Below are 18,087 nucleotides of genomic sequence, written 5' to 3'. Positions count from 1 at the left end.
CAAGGACATTCAGTCTGTTCAAGCCTGACCGCGATCATGGCGAGGGAGACGCACCGTGTGCAACAGCTCTTCACGCACCCGGGCCACCACTGGCGCCCAATCGCCGGGTTGCTGCTGGCGGAACAGCCGCAGCGACGGGTACCAGGGGCTGTCGTCGCGGTCGAGCAGCCAGCGCCAGCAGCCGCTGAAGCGCGACAGCACCCAGACCGGCACGCCCAGGGCGCCAGCGAGATGCACGACGGCGGTGTCCACCCCGATTACGAGATCGAGTTGCTGGACGATGGCCGCGGTATCGGCGAAATCGGTGACCCCGGTCATCGGGTCGAGGATCGCCATGCCCTCCAACTGTGCCGCCGCCGGTCCTTTTTGCAGGCTGACCCAGGACACCTCCGGCACCGTCAGCAGTGGCGCGAGCTGGGCGAGGGCGAGGCTGCGGCGGGCATCGGTCCGGCTGGCGGCGGCATGGCCCAGCCGCGGGTCGCCGGCCCAGACCAGTCCGATCCGCAGATCCTTCGTCTCCGGCAGCGCCCTGGCCCACTGCCGGACGGCGTCGGGCGGCGGCGTGAGATAGGGTACGGTCGCCGGAATGCGGTCGGGTGCCACCGCCAGCCGCTGCATCAGCGACAGCAGCGGCACCCAGAGATCATAGGAACGCGCATCGGGCAGAGTGGCCGTTACCGCGTCGACGCCCTCCGTCCCCGCCAGCAGCCGGACCAGCGGTGCCCGGCACTGCAGGATGATGCGGTGGGCGCCGCGCGCCTTCACCAGCGGGATCAGGCGGATGAACTGAAGGGTGTCGCCGAAGCCCTGCTCCTCCACCACCAGCAGGGTCTTGCCGGTCAGGTCCTGTCCCGTCCATTCCGGGTTGGCGCAGGCGGGCCGGGCCAGCGCCAGTTCCCGGACCTGCCAGCGCGTCTCGTAAGCCTGCCAGCCCTGTTCGAACAGCCCGTGCTGGAGCAGCGCTTCGGCCAGATTGTAGCGCACGCTGGGCGCTGCCGGGGCGAGCGTCGCCGCACGGTGAAGCAGGGTCAGCGCCTCGTCGTGGTCGCCGCAGTCCTGGCGGGCATGGGCGATCGCCAGATAGGGGGTGTAGAGGCCGGGGGACAGCGCGATGGCCCGGCGGCAGGCGTCGAGAGCCGCCAGCGGATGGTCGGCCTCCTGGAGGATCGCGCCGATGTTGGCATAGGCCTCCGCCATGTCCGGGCAGCGGACCAGTGCCTCGATGCAGGAGGCCACCGCCTCATCCACCCGTCCCAGCCGGCGCAGGGCGGCACCGCGGTTGGCGTGGGCCTGCGCCGCCTGAACGGGCGGCAGCCGCGGGTCGGCCAGCAGCGCATCGTAGACCACCACCGCCTGTGCCCAGCATCCGGCGCGGTGCAGGCGCAGGGCCGTCCCAAAACCGGCGTCCGCCGGGCTCATCGGTGCCGAGCGCCAAGGCCACTCAGGATGTGGGCCGGGATGCTGCCATGGTCGGCGATGATGTTGGCGTCGTCGGCCGACAGGCCGAGATGGATCAGGCGGTTGATGACCTGCCAGCGGCTGATCCTGTTGCCTTCATACAGGGTCAGCGCGTCCTTGATGACTTCGATCTTCGACGTCCGGGAGATAGATTTCGACATGGCCCGCCTCCACGAGGGCCGGCGGAAACCGCCGGCGCTGATGGAGGGGTTACACGGTGCGGTCCGCCGGAACTGGCGGGGATTTTATGCGGAGGTTGCCAATCAGGCCCCGACCGATCAGGCTGCCACTCAGGCTGCCACGGCGGCGGCCAGGACGCGGGTCTGGCGGGCGACCTTCTCGAAGGCCTTTTCCTCGATCTGGCGGATGCGCTCGCGGCTGACGCCGTAGCGGACCGACAGGTCTTCCAGGGTCAACGGGCTGTCCGACAGGCGGCGGCTGGTCAGGATGTCGCGCTCGCGGTCGTTCAGCACGCCCATCGCCTCGTACAGCAGGGCGCTGCGCTGACGGGCCTCGCCGCGTTCGACCAGCGACTCCTCCACCGACGGACGCTCGTCGGCCAGCAGATCCTGCCATTCGCCCGAATCGCCCTCCGCGCTCATCGGCGCGTTCAGCGAAGCCACCGGCGCCGACAGGCGGCGGTTCATGGCGACCACGTCCTCCTCCGGCACCGACAGGTCGGTGGCGATTCGGGTGACGCTGTCGGGCTGCAGGTCGCCGCTGCCGTACTCGCCCAGCTTCCGCTTCAGGCGGCCCAGGCTGAAGAACAGCTTCTTCTGCGCGGCGGTGGTGCCGATCTTCACGAGGCTCCAGGACCGCAGGATGTAATCCTGGATCGAGGCCTTGATCCACCACATCGCGTAGGTGGACAGGCGGAAGCCGCGTTCCGGCTCGAATTTCTTGACAGCGGTCATCAGGCCGAGATTGCCCTCGGCAATCAGGTCGGACAGCGGCAGGCCGTAACCGCGGTAACCACCGGCGATCTTGACGACGAGACGGAGATGGCTGGTGACCAGCCGGTGCGCTGCATCGACATCGCCATGCTCGGTCCAGGCCTTGGCCAGCATATACTCGTCCTCGGCCGTCAGGACCGGGTAACGGTGCGTGTCGTTGATGTAGCGGGACAGGGATTCGCCGGAATCGGGCGAACGAAGGGCGATGGCGGTGCTCATGTCACATCCTCGTGCAAAGCGATATGACGGGTGCAGGACCCCCAAGACGGCAGGTCCCGGCCTCTCCGGCGGAGCAGGCAGGCATATAGTACAAAATCGGTGCTGAAAGTCAAGCGCGGGGGTCGGGTATAGCGGCGGAGTGGAGGGTTCCGCGGGCCGACGCTAATTCAGTTGCCCGGCGGGGGTGGGGCGCTTACGGTCGCATATCACACCATATAGAGTTTTTCTCATTTCGGTCCCCCTGCCCAGATGCCGCGTCCCGTGATCCGCCGCCTGATCGATGCCATGCCGACCGCCGTCCTGCCGATGGCGGCGGGTGTGGGGCTGTCGGCTCTGGTGGCGCCGCAGCCGGACGCCGCCATGGCGCTGCTCCGCGGGCTGGTGGTGACGCTTCTGCTGACCCTGCCGTCGCTGGCGGTCGGCACCGCGCTGGGCACGCTCGCCGGGTCCTGGGCGGCGGTGGCGCCGCGGTCGGCCGGCGGGCTGATCGGGCGGTTGCTGGCCGGGGCGGGGCCGCTGCTGCCGGGCTTCCTGCTGGCGGCGGTCGCAGCCCTCGCGGTGCGGGCGGGAGCATCGGCGGCGCCGCTGGGCTGGACCGCGCTGTCGATCCCCGCCGCCTGCCAGGCTGCCCGGCTGGCGCGTCCGGCGATGGACCGTGCGCTGGGGGCCGGACCGGAGGGCGGTGCGGTACGGATGGCCCGCGGGCTGGGGCTGGACGAGCGCACCGTGCTGCGCCATCACGCCTTGCCGCAGGCGGTCGCCCCGGTGATGGGCGGCTTGCGTGCCGCCGTGCTGGCCGCGATGGTCGGGGCGGTGGCGCTGGAAAGCCTCTTGGACCTGCCGGGAGCCGGGGCGCTGATGGTCGATTCCGCCCGGGCCGGATCGGCCGCCGGGGCGGTGCCGGTCCTGGTGGCGCTGGGCGGGCTGACCGCCCTCCTGAACGCGCTGGGACTTGGGGTGCGCGACTGGATCGACCCGGCCAATCACAGCTCCACGCCCTATGACGGGCCGTGACGGCCGCCAACCCCATATCCCACATAAGGATCCTGATGGCCGAGTACGACCAACCGCCGCTGTCCCACCCGCTTCCGCCGGAGCCGCCGCGCGCCGGCTTCGCCCGCGGGCTGTCGGGAGCCGCCGTGCTCGCCGCCCTGGCGCTCGCCTGTGCCGCGGCGCCGCTGATGGCCGACGGCAGCGCGGTGCACCGGCTGGACGCCGACCCGGTGGCCGCCGCCCTGCTCGACGGGCGGGGCAGCCTGTCCTTTGCGCTGCTGGCCGCGGTGCTGGGTGGGGGGCTTGGCATCGGTTGGGCGCTGCTGGCCGGGCTGCTCGGCACTCTGGCCGGCAGCCGGGCGGAGCGGCGGACCATCGCCGCCGCCCATCGGATGGCCGGCTGGCCGCTCGCCCTGCTGGTTCCGCTCGCCGGCGGACTGGTGGGGCCGGTCTGGCTGCTGGCGCTGGTCACCGCGCTGACCGCCGCTCCCGCGGTCGCCGCCCTCGCCCATGCCGAGCTGTCGACGCTGATGCGGGCGGAGTTCCTCACCGCCGCCCGCGCCGCCGGCCTGCCGGAGGGAGAGGTCCTGCGCCGGCATTTGATCCCCAACCTGACCCGACCGCTGCTGGCCGCCGGAGTGCTGGCCCTGCCGCGCGTGCTGGCGGCGGAGAGTTTCGCCAGCCTGCTCGGCCTCGGTCTGCCGCCGGCGCTGGGCAGCTGGGGCGCCTCCGTCGGGCTGGCGGCGCGGCTGGGCGACCCGGTGGCCTTCGCCCCGCCGGCCCTTCTGCTGGCGCTCGCCCTCTGGGCTGCCTGCGCCATTGCCGACGGCGTCCAGGCCGGACAGCGCAAATCATGAACCACATCGCTGTCCATGCTGCCGCCAAGCCCGCGCCGGTGGAGACCGCGGCGCTCACCCTGATGCTGGGCGACCGTGTGCTGCTCGACCGCGCCAATCTGCGGGTGGAGCGCGGGCAGGTTCTGGCCGTCACCGGCGGTGCCGGCAGCGGCAAGACCGCCCTGCTGGGGACGCTCGCCGGCCAGTTGCCCGCCGGGGTCGATATGGCGGGCGACGCCCGCGTCGATGGGCATCTGCTGATCGCCCAGGGCGGCCGGCTGGCGCCACGCCGGCCGCTGGCCTTGCAGGTGGCGGAGGTGGTCGGCCATCATCTGGGGCTCGATCTGCGGTCGTCGCTGCGCCGCATGGCCGACGGGCTCGACCGCATGGGCGTGCCCGCTGCCGCCCGCCGCTTCGACCTGCCGCCAGAACAGCTGCCGGAGTCGCTGCGCTGGGCCTGCCTGTTCGCCATGGCGGTGGCGGTGGGGCCGGCGGTGCTGCTGGCCGATGCGCCGGCCGCCGGGCTTGATCCGACGGTGCGGCTGCGGCTTCTCCACCGGCTGGCCGACTGGGCGCGGGCCGACGGGGTGGCGCTGGTCCTCGCCGGCCGGCCGGAGGACGGGGTGGCCGGTGTTGCCGACCATGTGCTGACCCTGCGCCGTGGCCGTCTGCTGCCGCCCAATCCACCGCGGACCGAGCCGCTGACCCCGCTGGAGCCGCCAGGCACCGCCCGCCTGCATGGGCGCGGTGTCGGCATGTCCTATCCGCTCGCCGCCGGCCCGGGGGGGAAGTCGCGGTCGCTGACGGTCCTGCACGGCATCGACCTGGATTTGCGGACGGGCGAGACGCTGGCCCTGCTGGGCGAGACCGGCAGCGCCAAGGCGACGCTCGCCCGCTCGCTGCTGTGCCTGCCGCCGCCGACGGCGGGGGCGGTGGTGTGGATGGGGCGCGATCTGATGGCGACCGCGGCACCGCCGGCTGCGGGAGAGGCCAGGGGCGACGATCCCGATCGCGGCGGCCTGCGCCGCGCCCGGCGCGATCTGCAACCGCTGTTCCCCGATCCGGCTTCCTCCTTCGATCCGGCGATGACGCTTGGCGACCAGTTCGGCCTCGTGCTGGAGAGCCTGCGCCCCGACATTCCCGCCGACCGCCGCGACCACCGCATCGACGAGGTGCTGGAGGAGGCCGGCCTGCGGCCCGAGGCGGCGCTCCGCTGGCCCTCGGCGCTGAGCGTCGCGGAGGCCGCCCATGCCGGACTCGCCCGCGCCATCCTGTCGGAACCGCGCGTGCTGATCGCCGACGAACCGGCTGCCAGCCTGTCGGCGGAGGAGCGCGAGACCTTCCTCGACACGCTGATGACGGTGCGCGACCGCCGCCGCCTGTCGCTGGTCCTGGCGACCGAGCGCTATGACGAGGGGCTGCGCGACGCCCACCGCGGCATCGTCATGCTGGCCGGCCGGGTGGTGGAGAGCGCCGACGCCGAAACGCTGCGCACGGCGCCGCTGCACCCCTACAGCCGGGCGATGCGGGCGGCATCCCGCGGCGAACGCCCGGCGCTGGAGGGCGATGCGCCCTCGGCCTTCGCCCAGCCGGCCGGCTGCCCGCTGCGCCGCCGCTGCCCGCTGGCGCGGGAGTTCTGCGCCCAGGCGATCCCGGCGCTGGAGGAGGTGGCGCCCGGCCACCATGTGGCCTGCCATTACTGGGACACGCCGGCGGAGGGCTGATCGGCCGCTGCTCAACGGCTGGCTGTTTTCATGCCATCGTGTTACCTTTCCAGGACGCAATATTGCGCATCCTGAACCCCTGCCGCCGGGGAGCCGATGCCGTCCCTGTCCGCCGTCACGCAAGATCCGTCCCAGTTGCCGGGGCTGGCCCTGCTGGCCGGCCTCGCCACTCCGCTGTGGCTGGCGCGGGTGGAGGACGGTGCCGTCGTCTGGCTGAACGGGGCGGCCTGCACGCTGCTGGACCCGGATGCGATGGGCGGACCTTTGCGCATGATGCCGGCCGGGCCGGTGCCTGCCACCCCCGTCGAGCGTGCGGTGACCATCCGCTGCGGCGGCGGATCCGCCGCCCTGACCGTCCGCATCGGGCCTGTGGCCGGATGCGATCTTCTGCTGGTGGAGGCGCCGGCCGACAGTGCCGCGCGGCAGGAGGTGGCCCGGCTGAACGAGCAGCTGGTCGCCCTGTCCTACGCCTATCCCGACCTGCGGTTCGAGCTTCGGCGCGACGGCGGCATCCTGGACTTCGCCGCCGGCAACCCCGCCGAGTTCGGCATTCCGGCCCAGCGCATCCTGAACGCTCGTTTCCTGAACGGCCGCATCCAGGACGTGCTGCCGGAGGAGGCCGCAGGGCCTCTGGCCGACGCGCTGGAACGGGTGGTGGCCGGTGCTCCCGCCGCAACGGTCGATCTCCGCCTGTCCGGCAACCGGCAGGCCGGGGGCGATGCCGTGTTCGAGGCGCGGCTGGTTCCCCTGGGCGACGACGGCAGCCGCATCCTGTGCATCCTGCGCAACGTCACCGTCCGGACCCGGGCGGAGCATCGGGCGGAGCGGGCGCATCGGCTGCTGCTGGACGCCATCGACAGCATCGGCCAGGGCTTCGTGCTGTATGACGCCGACGACCGGCTGGTGCTGTTCAACCGCCGCTACCGCGACCTGAAGATCTCCGATCCCGATCTGGCGCAGCCCGGCACTCCGTTCGAAAGGTTGCTGCGCGACGGAGTGCGGCGGGGCCTCTACCGCATCCCGCCAGAGCAGGCGGAGAAGTGGATCGCCGGGCGGCTGGCCCTGCACCGCAATGGCGGCCCGCCGATGGAGGTGCAGCTTGCCGACGGCCGCTGGCTACGCATCGAGGAGCGGCGGACCTGCGACGGCGGCACCGTCGGCCTGCGCACCGACATCACCGACCTGAAGGCCCGGGCGCTGGAGCTTGCCGCCGCCAACCGCCGCAAATCCGACTATGTCCACCATCTGAGCCACGAGCTGCGCACCCCGTTGACCGCCGTCATCGGCTTTGCCGAGATCCTGCGGGACCGGCTGTTCGGGCCGCCGGACAACCCGCGCTATGGCGACGCGGCGGCCCAGATCGTCGCGGCCGGCGACTATATGCTGGAACTGATCAACAACCTGCTCGATCTCGCCCGCATCGAGGCGGGAGCGTTGGATCTGCATGAAGAGGATTGCCTGCCCGCCCTGATCGTCGACGCCACCCTGTCGATGATGGCGGCACGGGCCGAGCGGTCCGGCGTGACCCTGTCCGCCCGCCTGCCGGACGATCCGCCGGTGCTGTGGGCCGACCCGTCGCTGGTCCGGCAGATGTTGACTAACCTCGTCGGCAATGCCCTGAAATTCACCGCCGCCGACGGCCATGTGATGGTATCGGTGGAGCGCGAGGCAGACGGCGGTCTGGTGCTGGCGGTCGCCGACGACGGCCGCGGCATGCCGCCCGACCGCATCCCGCAGGCGCTGACCGCTTTCGCCCAGTTGCACGACCCCGCCCATGACCCGATGACGGTGGCCCAGCACGGCTCCGGCTTGGGCCTGCCGCTGACCGCCGCCCTGGTGGAGCTGCATGGCGGCAGCATAGCCGTCGACAGCGCGCCGGGATGCGGGACGACGGTTCGGCTGCGCTTTCCGCCGGAGCGGGTGATGGGGTAGGGGACGGTCGATTTCAGCAAGCCTGCCCGTCGCCCAACGCCCTCGCCAGGGCCGGCGCCAGATCGCCGGTACCGACCACCGTCACCCGCTCCAATCCCAGCCAGCCGGCCAGCCGGCGCAATTCCGCCGCCAGGGCCGGGGCGACGGCATCGACGCTGGCATGCGGTTCGGCATGGGCGGCCTGGACCAGCAGGCAGGCGGCCTTGCGGTCGGATTTCAGGTCGACGCGGGCGGCGATGCGCTCGTCCATCAGGAAGGGCAGGACATAATAGCCATGCTCCCGCTTGTGGGCCGGGGTGTAGATCTCCAGCCGGATGCGGGCACCGAACAGGCGTTCGGTGCGCTGCCGTTCCCAGACCAGCGAATCGAAGGGGGAGAGCAGGGCGCGGGCCGGGGCCTTGCGGGGGATGCGCAGGTCGGGGATGACATAGGCGGTGCGGTCCCAGCCCTCCACCGTCACCGGCAGAAGCTCCCCCGCCTCCACCAGTTCGGCAATGCGCAGGCGGGCGTCGGCGAGGTCCAGCCGGTGATAGTCGCGCAGGTCGCGCTCGGTCGCCACGCCATGGGCACGGGCGGCGATGCGCAGCAGGGCGCGCTGGGCCTCGGCCTCCTCCGGGGTGGGCGTGTCGAGGATGGCGGCGGGCAGCACCCGTTCCGGCAGGTCATAGAGCCGCTCGAAGCCGCGCCGCCCGGCGGTGGTGACGAGGCCGGCCCAGAACAGGTACTCCAGCGCCCGCTTGCCGTCGCTCCATCCCCACCAGCCACCGGCCCCGCGCCCGGCCTCGCTGAGTTCCGACGCGCCCATCGGGCCGCGTGCCGCCACCTCCGCCAGCACCGAGTCGATATAGGGGCGGCGTTCGGTGGCGAAGCGTGCCAGTTCGCCATAGGTGCCCTCGCCGCGCTCGGCCCGTGCCATGCGCCAGCGGAACAGCGGCTGCTGCTCCACCGGGATCAGCGACGCCTCGTGGCCCCAATATTCGAACAGCGCCCTCCGCTTGCCGCCATAGGCCAGCCGGTCGAGCAACGCCGCTTCGTACGGCCCCAGCCGCGAGAACAGCGGCAGGTAATGGGAACGCACCAGCACATTGACCGAATCGATCTGCACCAGCCCCAGCCGCCCGATCAGGCGCCGGACATGGCGGGCCTCCACGGGATCGGTGTCTGGCGTGGCGTCGGGGATGCTGTTGGGGGCGCCGTTGGGGAACCCCTGGGCCGCGATGGCGACGCGGCGCGCCTCGCGCAGGGACAGGCTGTCGGGACGGGGCATGGATCCGGGGGAAATTGGGGGCGAAATCGGATGGGACGCCAGCTTGAGAATGCGTTTGATTTTCGTCAAGGCGGCGTGGGGGCGGGGCGCGCAGGCTGACAGTCAATCCTGCACTGCAGCAACCGTCTTGCGGAGTCCCTGTCCATGTCCTCCCCCAGTCTTGCCGGCCGCGACGACGGCCCCGCCGTCCCGATCCTGTTCCAGTATGGCTTCCGCTTCTTCTTCCTGTTCAGCGGCGTGGCCGCGGTCGGGCTGCTGGCCGCCTGGCTGGGCGTGCTGGCGACCGGCGAATGGCCGGAGCATGCGGTGGGCGCCAGCGCCTGGCATGCACATGAGATGCTGTTCGGCATGGTGATCGCCGCCGTCGCCGGCTTCCTGCTGACCGCGGTGCCGAGCTGGACCGGGACCAAGGCGGTGTCCGGCGCCCCGCTGATGGCGCTCGCGGCCCTGTGGATCGCCGGCCGAGTCGCAGTCTTCCCGTGGACCGGCATGCCGGAACCGGTGGCGGCAGTGATCGACATCGCTTTCCTGCCGGGGCTGGGGCTGGCGCTCGCCCGGCCGCTGGTGGCGGCCGGGAAATGGCGGAACAGCGCCTTCCTGATCCTGATCGGGCTGATGACCGCCGCAAACCTGCTGATCCATCTGGACTGGCTGGATGTGCTGGAGGGCGGGGCGGATGCCGGCTTCGCACTGGGCCTCGGCATCGTGCTGATGATGGTGACGGTGATCGGCGGGCGCATCCTGCCGGCCTTTACCCGCAACGGGCTGGGCAAAGCGGGCTTGGGCGTGCGGTCCTGGCCGATGGTGGAGCGGCCGACGCTGGTCCTGACCCTGGCCCTGATCCCGGCGACGATGCTGGCGCCGGAGTCGGTGGTCACCGGGGTGATCGCCCTTGCCGCCGCGGTTGCGCACGCGGTGCGGCTGGCCGGCTGGCAGGGCTGGAAGGCTTGGCGCTCGCCGATCCTGTGGATCCTGCATGTCGGCTATCTGTGGGTGCCGGTGGCTCTGGGCCTGCGCGGGCTGCATGCCCTGGCCGGGCTGCCGGCGGCGGCGGGAACCCATGCGCTGACGGTCGGCGCCTTCGCCACGCTGATCCTGGCGGTGATGAGCCGCGCCTCGCTCGGCCACACCGGGCGGCCGCTGGTGGTGTCGCGGCTGACGGTCGCCGCCTATGTGCTGCTGACGGTCGCGGCGGTCGGCCGCACCGCCTCGCCGCTGCTGCCAGTGGAGTGGGTGTGGGTGGCGCTGCAATGGTCGGGCTATGCCTGGGTCGCGGCCTTCGCCCTGTATCTGACCGCCTACGCCCCGGTTCTGCTGTCGCCGCGGGCAGACGGCCGGCCGGGTTGATGGGCGGCCGGGCTGAACGGGACAGAAGGGTGCCGTAGGTGGGGCCTTACGCCCCACCGCGGAAATAGCGGTCGATGGCGTCGGTCATCTCGACCTCGCGGAAGGGCTTGGTCAGGACCGGGCGGTCCTGGTGGCCCTGCGGCAGCCCGGCGGCGCCATGGCCGGTGGTGAAGACGAAGGGAATGCCCCGGGCGCTCAGGGCGTCGGCGACGCTGTCGACACGTTCGCCGCGGAGCGTCACGTCAAGCAGGGCGGCATCGATGCCGCCCTTGGCGATCAGGTCCAGCGCCTCCGCCACCGTGCCGGCGGGGCCGACGACGCCGACATTCTGGACTTCCAGCGAATCCTCGATGGCCATGGCCACCAGCGGCTCGTCTTCGACGAGCAGGATGCGCAAGGGCTTGGATCGGTCGGCTTCCATGGGCAGGCGGCTCGCTGCTGGTCAAAGCTGTTGTCGGCGGTCAGATGGGGGTCGTAACCCCATCCGGCAACCGGCGTGAGCTTTTCCGTTCAGCCGTCCGCTTGTCCACCCGGACCTTGGTCATCGCCCATTGGGCCATTCGCAAGCTCTGGCTGGGCTATCACCCAAGATCATCAAGTGCCTGTTGGAGGGAGGGGTAGAGCGCTTCCACCAGCGATCCGTCGGGCCGCACCGGCGACGGCAGGATGTCGGCTCCTTCCAGCGCGCGGGACAACGGCAGGCCGCCGACCTCGACGAAGCCGCCGCGCTCGCCATACTGGCCGACGATCCAGTCCCTGACCGTCGGATCACCGTCCAGAGCGTTGTTGTGCGAGATCAGCGCATGGGTGCCATCTTCGGACCGGCGGTACCAGGCGTGGCAGCCGTCGCCCAGATCCATCGGCACGAATCCGGCCGCGGCCATGGCCTGGCGCACCGCCGGCCGCACCCGGTCAGCCCTCGCTCCGGACCGCGCGCCGGTCCATTGGTCGAGATCGTCTGCAAGGTCGGTCATGGTGCCTCTCTGGTCGTTGTCCTGAAGGAACAACGTGTCAGGGAAGCTTTTGTGCCGCGCCGACCTGTCCGAATGTGGAAGCGGCGACTGCCTGTTGGTGGCTGTCGGGCCGCCGGGCTACCCGTTCAGACGTCGAGCGGCGTGCGCGTGGCGAGTGCGGCGATGGAGCGCTCGAGCAGGTCGTAGAGCCGCTTTTCCTGCTCCAGAACCGCGGCGGAGGGGGCGTGTTCCAGGTCCTTCGCCAGCCGGCCGAGCGCTGCCGCGCCGAGATTCAGCGAGGTGCCCTTCAGCGTGTGGGCGGTGCGGTTGTGCGGTTCCCCGGCGCGGGCCTGGGCGGTCATGCTGTCGATGGTCTTGCGGCCATTCTCGGCGAAGCCGGCGATGGAGGCGCTCCAGTCGTCGGCCGTCAGCACCTCCAGCAGAAGCGAGACCTGCTCCTCGTCCAGAAGGTCGTCGTCCGGGATGTCGGTCATGTCAGCCTCCGGATACAGGAATTCGGGAGCGGTCGGCCCGGGAGCCGGCGTGCCGTCGCCGCTGCCCCATGGTCTGTAGGTGTTGAAGTGCCGGCGCATAAAGGGACAGCATTCGTGACGGCGATTGCCCGACTGCTGGTGTAGAACAAAAGATATAACATTCGATAAATACCACAGGCAGGGGTAAGAGCGAGCAAGGGAGCCTTACCCGCATGTCTCACGGCCAAGGTCCCGCCGGTCGTGGCGCTTGTGGAACTTTGACCGTCTTTGCCCGCATCATTCTGCCTGCCACGCGCAGCTTCAGAACGGTTGCGCGACAGGATTCAGGTTGCGCCCGAGAAAGATCACGCGTTGGTTGCGGAATGGTCCGGTATGTGTCGGAGAGCCTCACTGGCCGCCCCTATCATTGCTACCAAGGACCCCGCCCGTGCCGGAACGAGCCCTCGACCCGCAGTCGGCCATCTGCCGCGCCATCCGTCTGCTGCGCGACCACAGCCGCGGTTGCGACAGCGTGGAAACCCGGCGCCTGCTGATCCATACCGAACGCTGGCTGGTCTGGATGCTCCGCCGCGAAGAAGGCGAGGATGTGCCGGCGCCGGCGGAACTGGCGGGGTGAGACGCCCCAAACGAAAACAGGCCCCTCCCGGTCGGGAGGGGCCTGTTTCGTCGCGTGATGTCCGACGGCGCGTCAGGTCGTGCTGCGCAGCTGCTCCGCCCGGCCGGAGCGCGAGGCGGCATAGTGGTCCTTGGCCAGCACGGTGTAGACCGCCGGCAGGACGAACAGCGTGAACAGCGTGCCGATCAGCATGCCGGACACGATGACCAGACCGATGGAGAAGCGGCTGGCCGCACCGGCCCCCGCCGCGGTCAGCAGCGGTAGCAGGCCGACCACCATCGCCGCGGTGGTCATCAGAATCGGGCGCAGGCGGACGCGGGCGGCATGCTCGATCGCGGTACGGCGGTCGACGCCCTCGTTGATCTGCATCTCGCGGGCGAATTCCACCAGCAGGATGCCGTGCTTGGAGATCAGGCCGATCAGCGTCACCAGACCCACCTGGGTGTAGATGTTCATGGTGGAGACGCCGAAGAACAACGGCAGCAGCGCGCCGCAGATCGACATCGGCACCGACACCAGGATCACCAGCGGGTCGCGCAGCGACTCGAACTGCGCCGCCAGCACCAGATAGATCACGATCAGCGCGAAGGCGAAGGTGACCATCAGCTGGTTGCCCTCCGTCACGAACTGGCGCGACTCCGACAGGTAGGCGTGGTTGAAGCCGGCCGGCAGCTGGGTGCGCGCCTGCTCCTCCAGGAAGTCGACGACCTGACCCATGGAGACGCCCGGCATCGGCACCGCCGAGAAGGTGGCCGAAGGCAGCTGGTTGTACTTGTTCAGCGCGTTGGGCTCGGTCGCCGTCTCCACCGACACCACGGTCGACAGCGGGATCTGGGCGCCCGAACCGGAGGTGACGTAATAGTTGGTCAGCGATTCCGGCGTCAGGCGCTCGGCCCGCGGCACCTGGGGAATGACCTCGTAGGAGCGGCCGTTCAGGTTGAAGCGGTTGACGTAGTTGCCGCCGACCAGCACGGCCAGCGTGTCGCCGACCGACTTCATCGACAGGCCGAGGTCGGCCGCCTTGGCGCGGTCGATCTTCAGCCGGACGACCGGGCTGTCATATTGCAGGTCGCTGTCGGTGACGATGAACATGCCGCTCTTGGTGGCGGCGCCCTTGATCCGCTCGATGGCGTCGAAGATGGTGCGGTAATCGCCGGGGCTGGAGATCACCATCTGCACCGGCAGGCCGCCGGTGGAGCCCGGCAGGGCCGGCGGCGAAACCAGGAACACGTTGATGCCCGTCACCTTGCCCAGCTCGGCCTGGGCCAGTGGCTGCAGTTCCTTGGCCGACCGCTTGCGCTCGGCCCACGGCTTCAGGATCATGCCGGCGAAGCCCTGGTTCAGGGTGGGCAGGCCGGTCAGCACGAAGCGGGTGTCGGTTTCCGGGAAGCTGGCGAAGGTGCCGTCGATCTGCTTCCCGAAGCTGTCGATATAGTCGAGGTTGGCGTATTGCGGCGCCTTGGAGATGCCGAACAGGATGCCCTGATCCTCTTCCGGCGCCAGTTCCGCCATGGTGTTGGCGAACAGGTAGCCGACCGACAGCAGGATGCCGACGGCGAACAGCAGGGTCGCGGCGCGATAGTCCAGCATGCCGTCCAGCCGGCGCTCGTACCAGTTGGCCAGCCTCTCGAACTGGCGGTCGAGGAAGGCGGCGAAGCGGCCGGGCTTTCCCTCCTTCAGGATGACGGAGCACATCATCGGCGACAGCGTCAGCGCCACCACGCCCGATACGATCACCGACGCGGCCAGCGTGAAGGCGAACTCGCGGAACAGCGCGCCGGTCAGGCCGCCCAAGAGGCCGATGGGGGCGTAGACCGCCGCCAGAGTGATGGTCATCGAGATGACCGGCCCGATGATCTCCCGCGCGCCGATCAGCGAGGCCGCGACCGCCGATTTGCCGTGCTCGATATGGCGGTGGATGTTCTCCACCACCACGATGGCGTCGTCGACGACGAGGCCGATGGCGAGCACCATCGCCAGCAGCGTCAGCAGGTTCAGCGAGAAGCCCAGAGCCAGCATGAAGGTCGCGGCGCCGACGATGGACAGCGGGATGGTCACCACCGGGATCAGCACCGAGCGCAAGCTGCCCAGGAACAGGAAGATGACGACGATGACGATGGCGACCGCTTCGACCAGCGTCTTCACCACCTCGTCGATGGACGCCTGGATGAAGCGGGTGCTGTCATAGACGATTTCCATCTTCATGCCGGGCGGCAGGTTGCGCCGCAGGTCCGGCTCCATCTTGCGGATGTCGGCGACGATGTTCAGCGGGTTGCCGGTCGGGGTGGCGTCGACGCCGATGAAGACGGCCTGCTGGCCGTTCATCGCCACGCTGGCGTCGAAGCTTCGGGAGCTGAGTTCGACGGTGGCGATGTCGCGCATCCGCACCAGCGCCCCATCCTTGGCCTTCACCACCATGTCGCGGAACTGCTCGACGTCGGTCAGGCCGGTGTTGGCGGTGATGTTGGTGACGACGAAGACGCCCTTGGTCTGGCCGGGGGCCGACTGGAAGTTGTTGGTGGTGATGGCGGCCGACACGTCGGCCGGCGAGATGTTGCGCGCCGCCATCTTGACCGGATCCAGCCACAGCCGCATGGCGAAGGTCTGGCCGCCGAGGATCTTGGCCTGGGCGACGCCGTTCACCGTGGACAGCACCGGCTGCACCACGCGCGTCAGATAGTCGGAGATCGCCGCTTCCGGCAAATCGGGGCTGGAGAAGCCCATGTAGAGGATGGAGGTCGTCTCGCCGGTCGATTTCAGGATGACCGGGTCGTTCGCCTCGCGCGGGAGCTGGTATTTGACCTGCTGCACCTTCGCCATCACGTCGGTCATCGCGACGTTGGGGTCGAAGTTCAGCCGGACATAGGCGGTGACGACGCTCTGCCCCTGGGTCGAGGAGGAAGTCAGATAGTCGAGACCCTCGGCCGTCGCCACCGCCTGTTCGATCGGCGTCGCGATGAAGCCCTGCATCAGTTCCGGCGAGGCACCGGGATAGCTGGTGGTCACGGTGATGACCGTGTTCTGCAATTGCGGATACTGCCGGATCGGCAGCTCCAGCAGAGCGCGGGCGCCGACCAACAGGATCAGCAGGCTGACCACGAGCGACAGGACGGGCCGGCGGATGAAGATGTCGGTGAAACTGCCCATGACGTCGGCCTCAGTTCTGCGGCAGGGACTGCGGCGGGGTCAGCGGATTGCTCTCCGCCGGGATCACCGCCGCGCCGTTGGCGAGCTTCAGCTGGCCGGACACCACGACGCGGTCGCCGGCGTTCAGGCCGCTGCGGATCTCCACCCGGTTGGCGAGACGGTCGCCGGTCTTCACCGGCTTGCGCTCCACCACCATCTGCTCCTTGCCGTCGGGGGTCTTCTGCGATGCGGCGACGAAGACGGAATCGCCGTAGACGGTGTAGTCCACTGCGGTTTCCGGCACGGTCAGCGTGTTGGGCTGCGGCGGCAGGACGACGCGGACATTGGCGAACATGCCCGGCCGCAGCTGGCGCTCGCGGTTGTCCATGGTCGCCTGCACCTTGATGGCGCGGGTGTCGGCGCTGACCTGCGGTTCGATGGTGGTGATCTTTGCCTCGAAATCGCGGCCGGGCAGGGCGTCGACGTTGATCAGCACCGCCTGGCCGACCGACAGTTTGGTGAAGGACTGCTCCGGCAGGGTGAAGTTGATGTAGAGCTGTGACAGGTCGGTCAGCGTCACGACGGTGGCGCCCGGATTGACGTAGTCGCCGACATTGACCTGACGGATGCCGAGGTCGCCGTCGAACGGCGCCTTGATCAGCTTCTGGCCGATCAGGGCGCTGGTGCGCTTCATGTTCGCGTTGATCTCGTCGAGCTGTGCCTGATACTGGTCGACATTGCTCTGGGGCGTCGCCTGGCTGCGGCGCAGGTCGCGGTAGCGCTCCAGGTTCAGCTCGGCCAGACGGGCCTGGGCGCGCTGGGCCAGCAGGTCGGCCTGTTCGGTGGCGTCGTTCAACTGCACCAGCGGGTCGCCGGCCTTGACGCGGGTGCCCGATTCGAAGGGGATGCGGTCGACGCGGCCGGCGACCTCGGGGGCCACCGTCACCTGACGCGCCGCCTGCAGCGTGCCGATCGCCGACAGGTATTTCGGAATGGTCTGCACCGTCGCCTCGGCCAGCGCCACCGGAGTGGGCGGAGGCTTGTTGTTGGCGAAGAAGTCGGCGATGGCCTTGGCGCGGAATGTGTTGAAGCCGTACAGCGCCGCACCCAGCAGCCCCAGCACGATCAGCGTGATGACGATGCGCAGGGTCAGCCGCCCGCGCGTCACCGGCTTGCGGGGCGGAGGAGCGGAGGGCGGGGGAGGCATCCCGTGGCCCGGTTCGGACGCCGGGTGCCCGAATGACGTCTCGGTCTTTGGCGAATGGTCCAGGGTCACGATCGGCTACTCCGGTCTCTCGGGTGTGGGGTCGTCATTCTTGGCTGCGCCATGTGCCGGCGGCGGCTGGGAAGGCACGAAGGGAAAGCGTCCGCCGCGCTCATGCGCGGCGATGGCGGTGTCGCTGAGCCCGAGCCCGCGCAGGATGAACCAGATGGTCTGGCGCGCAAGATCGGGACGGTCGCAAGGATAGGGCACGATGGCGCCGCCGGACAGGCAGACGGTCGCCATCATCTCGCACAGATGCTCGGCAAGCCAGAATCCGTTTTCCGCATCGACCGGCCCCGGCACCAGATCGCCGACAGCGATGGCGGCCTCGATGGAGGCGGCGAAGCAGGGCAGGAAGCGGCTGCGGATGCCCTTGAACACCTGCCGCATGAACTCGCCGTCTTCCAGCAGGCTGATGATCGACAGGCGGTGGCGGGCGCGTTCGTTCGGATCGGCCGGCAGCTCGATCACGAAGTAGCTCACCAGCCCCTGGACCATCTGCACCAGCGTGTCGGTGCTCGGTGGCAGGGAGACCAGCCGCTCATATTCCGGGTCGCCGTCGATGCAGCTGAGGAAGATCGCTTCGTACAACGAGGCCTTGGACGGGAAATGCTTGAAGATCAGCGCCTCCGACACGCCGGCGGCCTGCGCGATCTCCCGTGTAGTGGTCGCGGCGAAGCCCTTGCGCGCGAAGATCGGCAAAGCGGCGTCGAGGATCGCCCGTTTGCGGGCTTGGCTGTCGAGGCGGGGTGCCATCGGGGTGCCGGATCGGTCGCTTGTGATAAGTGAGTGCTTACTCACCTTGGGGGCGGAGATATAGCTTGGGTGCGTCACCCTGTCCATGGGTTCGGACGGATCGCCTGCAGTCTCCTGCCCGGCCCCTGACAGAAGCCGTCAGGGCAGGG

General features: G+C 69.9%; 16 protein-coding genes. 6 read left to right on the top strand and 10 right to left on the bottom strand.

What is annotated here, in order from left to right:
- Positions 1 to 18: 18 nt before the first annotated feature.
- The 3 genes from J2848_RS10495 to rpoH all read right to left on the bottom strand — a co-directional run bounded on the left by J2848_RS10495 (position 19) and on the right by rpoH (position 2,630).
- A complete protein-coding gene (locus J2848_RS10495; RefSeq protein ID WP_149230967.1) occupies positions 19 to 1,419 on the bottom strand; it encodes a tetratricopeptide repeat protein in 1,401 nt (466 codons plus the stop codon).
- On the bottom strand, positions 1,416 to 1,619 hold the full coding sequence (locus tag J2848_RS10490) for a hypothetical protein (RefSeq protein ID WP_149230966.1): 204 nt from the start codon (positions 1,617 to 1,619) through the stop codon (positions 1,416 to 1,418). The genes J2848_RS10495 and J2848_RS10490 overlap by 4 nt, the downstream gene beginning before the upstream one ends.
- A 129-nt stretch (positions 1,620 to 1,748) precedes the next feature.
- Positions 1,749 to 2,630: an RNA polymerase sigma factor RpoH gene (gene rpoH, locus J2848_RS10485; protein ID WP_149230965.1), complete on the bottom strand. Its 882-nt coding sequence runs from the start codon at positions 2,628 to 2,630 to the stop codon at positions 1,749 to 1,751.
- A gap of 249 nt (positions 2,631 to 2,879) precedes the next feature.
- Here rpoH and J2848_RS10480 point away from each other — a divergent pair, with 249 nt between their 5' ends.
- From J2848_RS10480 to J2848_RS10465, 4 genes are all read left to right on the top strand, one after another.
- A complete protein-coding gene (locus J2848_RS10480; RefSeq protein WP_149230964.1) occupies positions 2,880 to 3,644 on the top strand; it encodes an ABC transporter permease subunit in 765 nt (254 codons plus the stop codon).
- Between the two features lie 35 nt (positions 3,645 to 3,679).
- Positions 3,680 to 4,480 (top strand): ABC transporter permease subunit, encoded by an 801-nt coding sequence (locus tag J2848_RS10475; protein WP_149230963.1) that lies wholly within the window; start codon positions 3,680 to 3,682, stop codon positions 4,478 to 4,480.
- The gene (locus J2848_RS10470) at positions 4,477 to 6,183 is read left to right on the top strand and encodes an ABC transporter ATP-binding protein (RefSeq protein WP_149230962.1); all 1,707 of its coding nucleotides are present in this window, start codon (positions 4,477 to 4,479) and stop codon (positions 6,181 to 6,183) included. Before J2848_RS10475 ends, J2848_RS10470 begins: the two co-directional genes overlap by 4 nt.
- 96 nt (positions 6,184 to 6,279) lie before the next feature.
- Entirely contained in the window at positions 6,280 to 8,115 is a 1,836-nt protein-coding gene (locus J2848_RS10465; RefSeq protein ID WP_149230961.1) for a sensor histidine kinase, read from the top strand.
- Between the two features lie 13 nt (positions 8,116 to 8,128).
- Here the strand turns inward: J2848_RS10465 and J2848_RS10460 are convergent, their stop codons facing one another.
- The gene (locus J2848_RS10460) at positions 8,129 to 9,382 is read right to left on the bottom strand and encodes a winged helix-turn-helix domain-containing protein (RefSeq protein ID WP_149230960.1); all 1,254 of its coding nucleotides are present in this window, start codon (positions 9,380 to 9,382) and stop codon (positions 8,129 to 8,131) included.
- A 144-nt stretch (positions 9,383 to 9,526) separates the two neighbouring features.
- Between J2848_RS10460 and J2848_RS10455 the strand changes: the two genes are divergently transcribed.
- Positions 9,527 to 10,729, top strand: a complete 1,203-nt coding sequence (locus tag J2848_RS10455) for an NnrS family protein (protein WP_149230959.1) — start codon at positions 9,527 to 9,529, stop codon at positions 10,727 to 10,729.
- 46 nt (positions 10,730 to 10,775) lie between these two features.
- On the opposite strand, the gene J2848_RS10450 is transcribed toward J2848_RS10455, so the two are convergent.
- The 3 genes from J2848_RS10450 to J2848_RS10440 form a co-directional block, all read right to left on the bottom strand.
- Entirely contained in the window at positions 10,776 to 11,150 is a 375-nt protein-coding gene (locus tag J2848_RS10450) for a response regulator (RefSeq protein WP_149230958.1), read from the bottom strand.
- A gap of 160 nt (positions 11,151 to 11,310) precedes the next feature.
- On the bottom strand, positions 11,311 to 11,703 hold the full coding sequence (locus J2848_RS10445) for a hypothetical protein (RefSeq protein ID WP_149230957.1): 393 nt from the start codon (positions 11,701 to 11,703) through the stop codon (positions 11,311 to 11,313).
- Positions 11,704 to 11,828: 125 nt separating this feature from the next.
- Positions 11,829 to 12,176, bottom strand: coding sequence for an Hpt domain-containing protein (locus J2848_RS10440; protein ID WP_246193792.1), 348 nt, complete (start codon positions 12,174 to 12,176; stop codon positions 11,829 to 11,831).
- A 427-nt stretch (positions 12,177 to 12,603) separates the two neighbouring features.
- Here J2848_RS10440 and J2848_RS10435 point away from each other — a divergent pair, with 427 nt between their 5' ends.
- A complete protein-coding gene (locus J2848_RS10435) occupies positions 12,604 to 12,792 on the top strand; it encodes a hypothetical protein (protein ID WP_149230956.1) in 189 nt (62 codons plus the stop codon).
- A 72-nt stretch (positions 12,793 to 12,864) separates the two neighbouring features.
- Here the strand turns inward: J2848_RS10435 and J2848_RS10430 are convergent, their stop codons facing one another.
- The 3 genes from J2848_RS10430 to J2848_RS10420 form a co-directional block, all read right to left on the bottom strand.
- Positions 12,865 to 15,939, bottom strand: coding sequence for a multidrug efflux RND transporter permease subunit (locus tag J2848_RS10430; RefSeq protein ID WP_149230955.1), 3,075 nt, complete (start codon positions 15,937 to 15,939; stop codon positions 12,865 to 12,867).
- Positions 15,940 to 15,949: 10 nt separating this feature from the next.
- Positions 15,950 to 17,125 carry an efflux RND transporter periplasmic adaptor subunit gene (locus tag J2848_RS10425; RefSeq protein WP_149230954.1) on the bottom strand — a complete coding sequence of 392 codons (1,176 nt, stop codon included), beginning with the start codon at positions 17,123 to 17,125 and terminating at the stop codon, positions 15,950 to 15,952.
- A gap of 75 nt (positions 17,126 to 17,200) precedes the next feature.
- Positions 17,201 to 17,938 carry a TetR/AcrR family transcriptional regulator gene (locus J2848_RS10420; protein ID WP_149230953.1) on the bottom strand — a complete coding sequence of 246 codons (738 nt, stop codon included), beginning with the start codon at positions 17,936 to 17,938 and terminating at the stop codon, positions 17,201 to 17,203.
- Positions 17,939 to 18,087: the final 149 nt, after the last annotated feature.

It is taken from the genome of Azospirillum lipoferum (assembly GCF_024170005.1).
Taxonomy (GTDB): domain Bacteria; phylum Pseudomonadota; class Alphaproteobacteria; order Azospirillales; family Azospirillaceae; genus Azospirillum; species Azospirillum lipoferum.
This window is presented reverse-complemented; position numbering and strand designations above follow the sequence as displayed.

What these genes read in the sequence shown, in the direction of transcription:
- J2848_RS10495 (WP_149230967.1), bottom strand. Translation starts at nt 1,419, where the DNA reads ATGAGCCCGGCGGACGCCGGTTTTGGGACGGCCCTGCGCCTGCACCGC.
- J2848_RS10490 (WP_149230966.1), bottom strand. Translation starts at nt 1,619, where the DNA reads ATGTCGAAATCTATCTCCCGGACGTCGAAGATCGAAGTCATCAAGGAC.
- rpoH (WP_149230965.1), bottom strand. Translation starts at nt 2,630, where the DNA reads ATGAGCACCGCCATCGCCCTTCGTTCGCCCGATTCCGGCGAATCCCTG.
- J2848_RS10480 (WP_149230964.1), top strand. Translation starts at nt 2,880, where the DNA reads ATGCCGCGTCCCGTGATCCGCCGCCTGATCGATGCCATGCCGACCGCC.
- J2848_RS10475 (WP_149230963.1), top strand. Translation starts at nt 3,680, where the DNA reads ATGGCCGAGTACGACCAACCGCCGCTGTCCCACCCGCTTCCGCCGGAG.
- J2848_RS10470 (WP_149230962.1), top strand. Translation starts at nt 4,477, where the DNA reads ATGAACCACATCGCTGTCCATGCTGCCGCCAAGCCCGCGCCGGTGGAG.
- J2848_RS10465 (WP_149230961.1), top strand. Translation starts at nt 6,280, where the DNA reads ATGCCGTCCCTGTCCGCCGTCACGCAAGATCCGTCCCAGTTGCCGGGG.
- J2848_RS10460 (WP_149230960.1), bottom strand. Translation starts at nt 9,382, where the DNA reads ATGCCCCGTCCCGACAGCCTGTCCCTGCGCGAGGCGCGCCGCGTCGCC.
- J2848_RS10455 (WP_149230959.1), top strand. Translation starts at nt 9,527, where the DNA reads ATGTCCTCCCCCAGTCTTGCCGGCCGCGACGACGGCCCCGCCGTCCCG.
- J2848_RS10450 (WP_149230958.1), bottom strand. Translation starts at nt 11,150, where the DNA reads ATGGAAGCCGACCGATCCAAGCCCTTGCGCATCCTGCTCGTCGAAGAC.
- J2848_RS10445 (WP_149230957.1), bottom strand. Translation starts at nt 11,703, where the DNA reads ATGACCGACCTTGCAGACGATCTCGACCAATGGACCGGCGCGCGGTCC.
- J2848_RS10440 (WP_246193792.1), bottom strand. Translation starts at nt 12,176, where the DNA reads ATGACCGACATCCCGGACGACGACCTTCTGGACGAGGAGCAGGTCTCG.
- J2848_RS10430 (WP_149230955.1), bottom strand. Translation starts at nt 15,939, where the DNA reads ATGGGCAGTTTCACCGACATCTTCATCCGCCGGCCCGTCCTGTCGCTC.
- J2848_RS10425 (WP_149230954.1), bottom strand. Translation starts at nt 17,125, where the DNA reads ATGCCTCCCCCGCCCTCCGCTCCTCCGCCCCGCAAGCCGGTGACGCGC.
- J2848_RS10420 (WP_149230953.1), bottom strand. Translation starts at nt 17,938, where the DNA reads ATGGCACCCCGCCTCGACAGCCAAGCCCGCAAACGGGCGATCCTCGAC.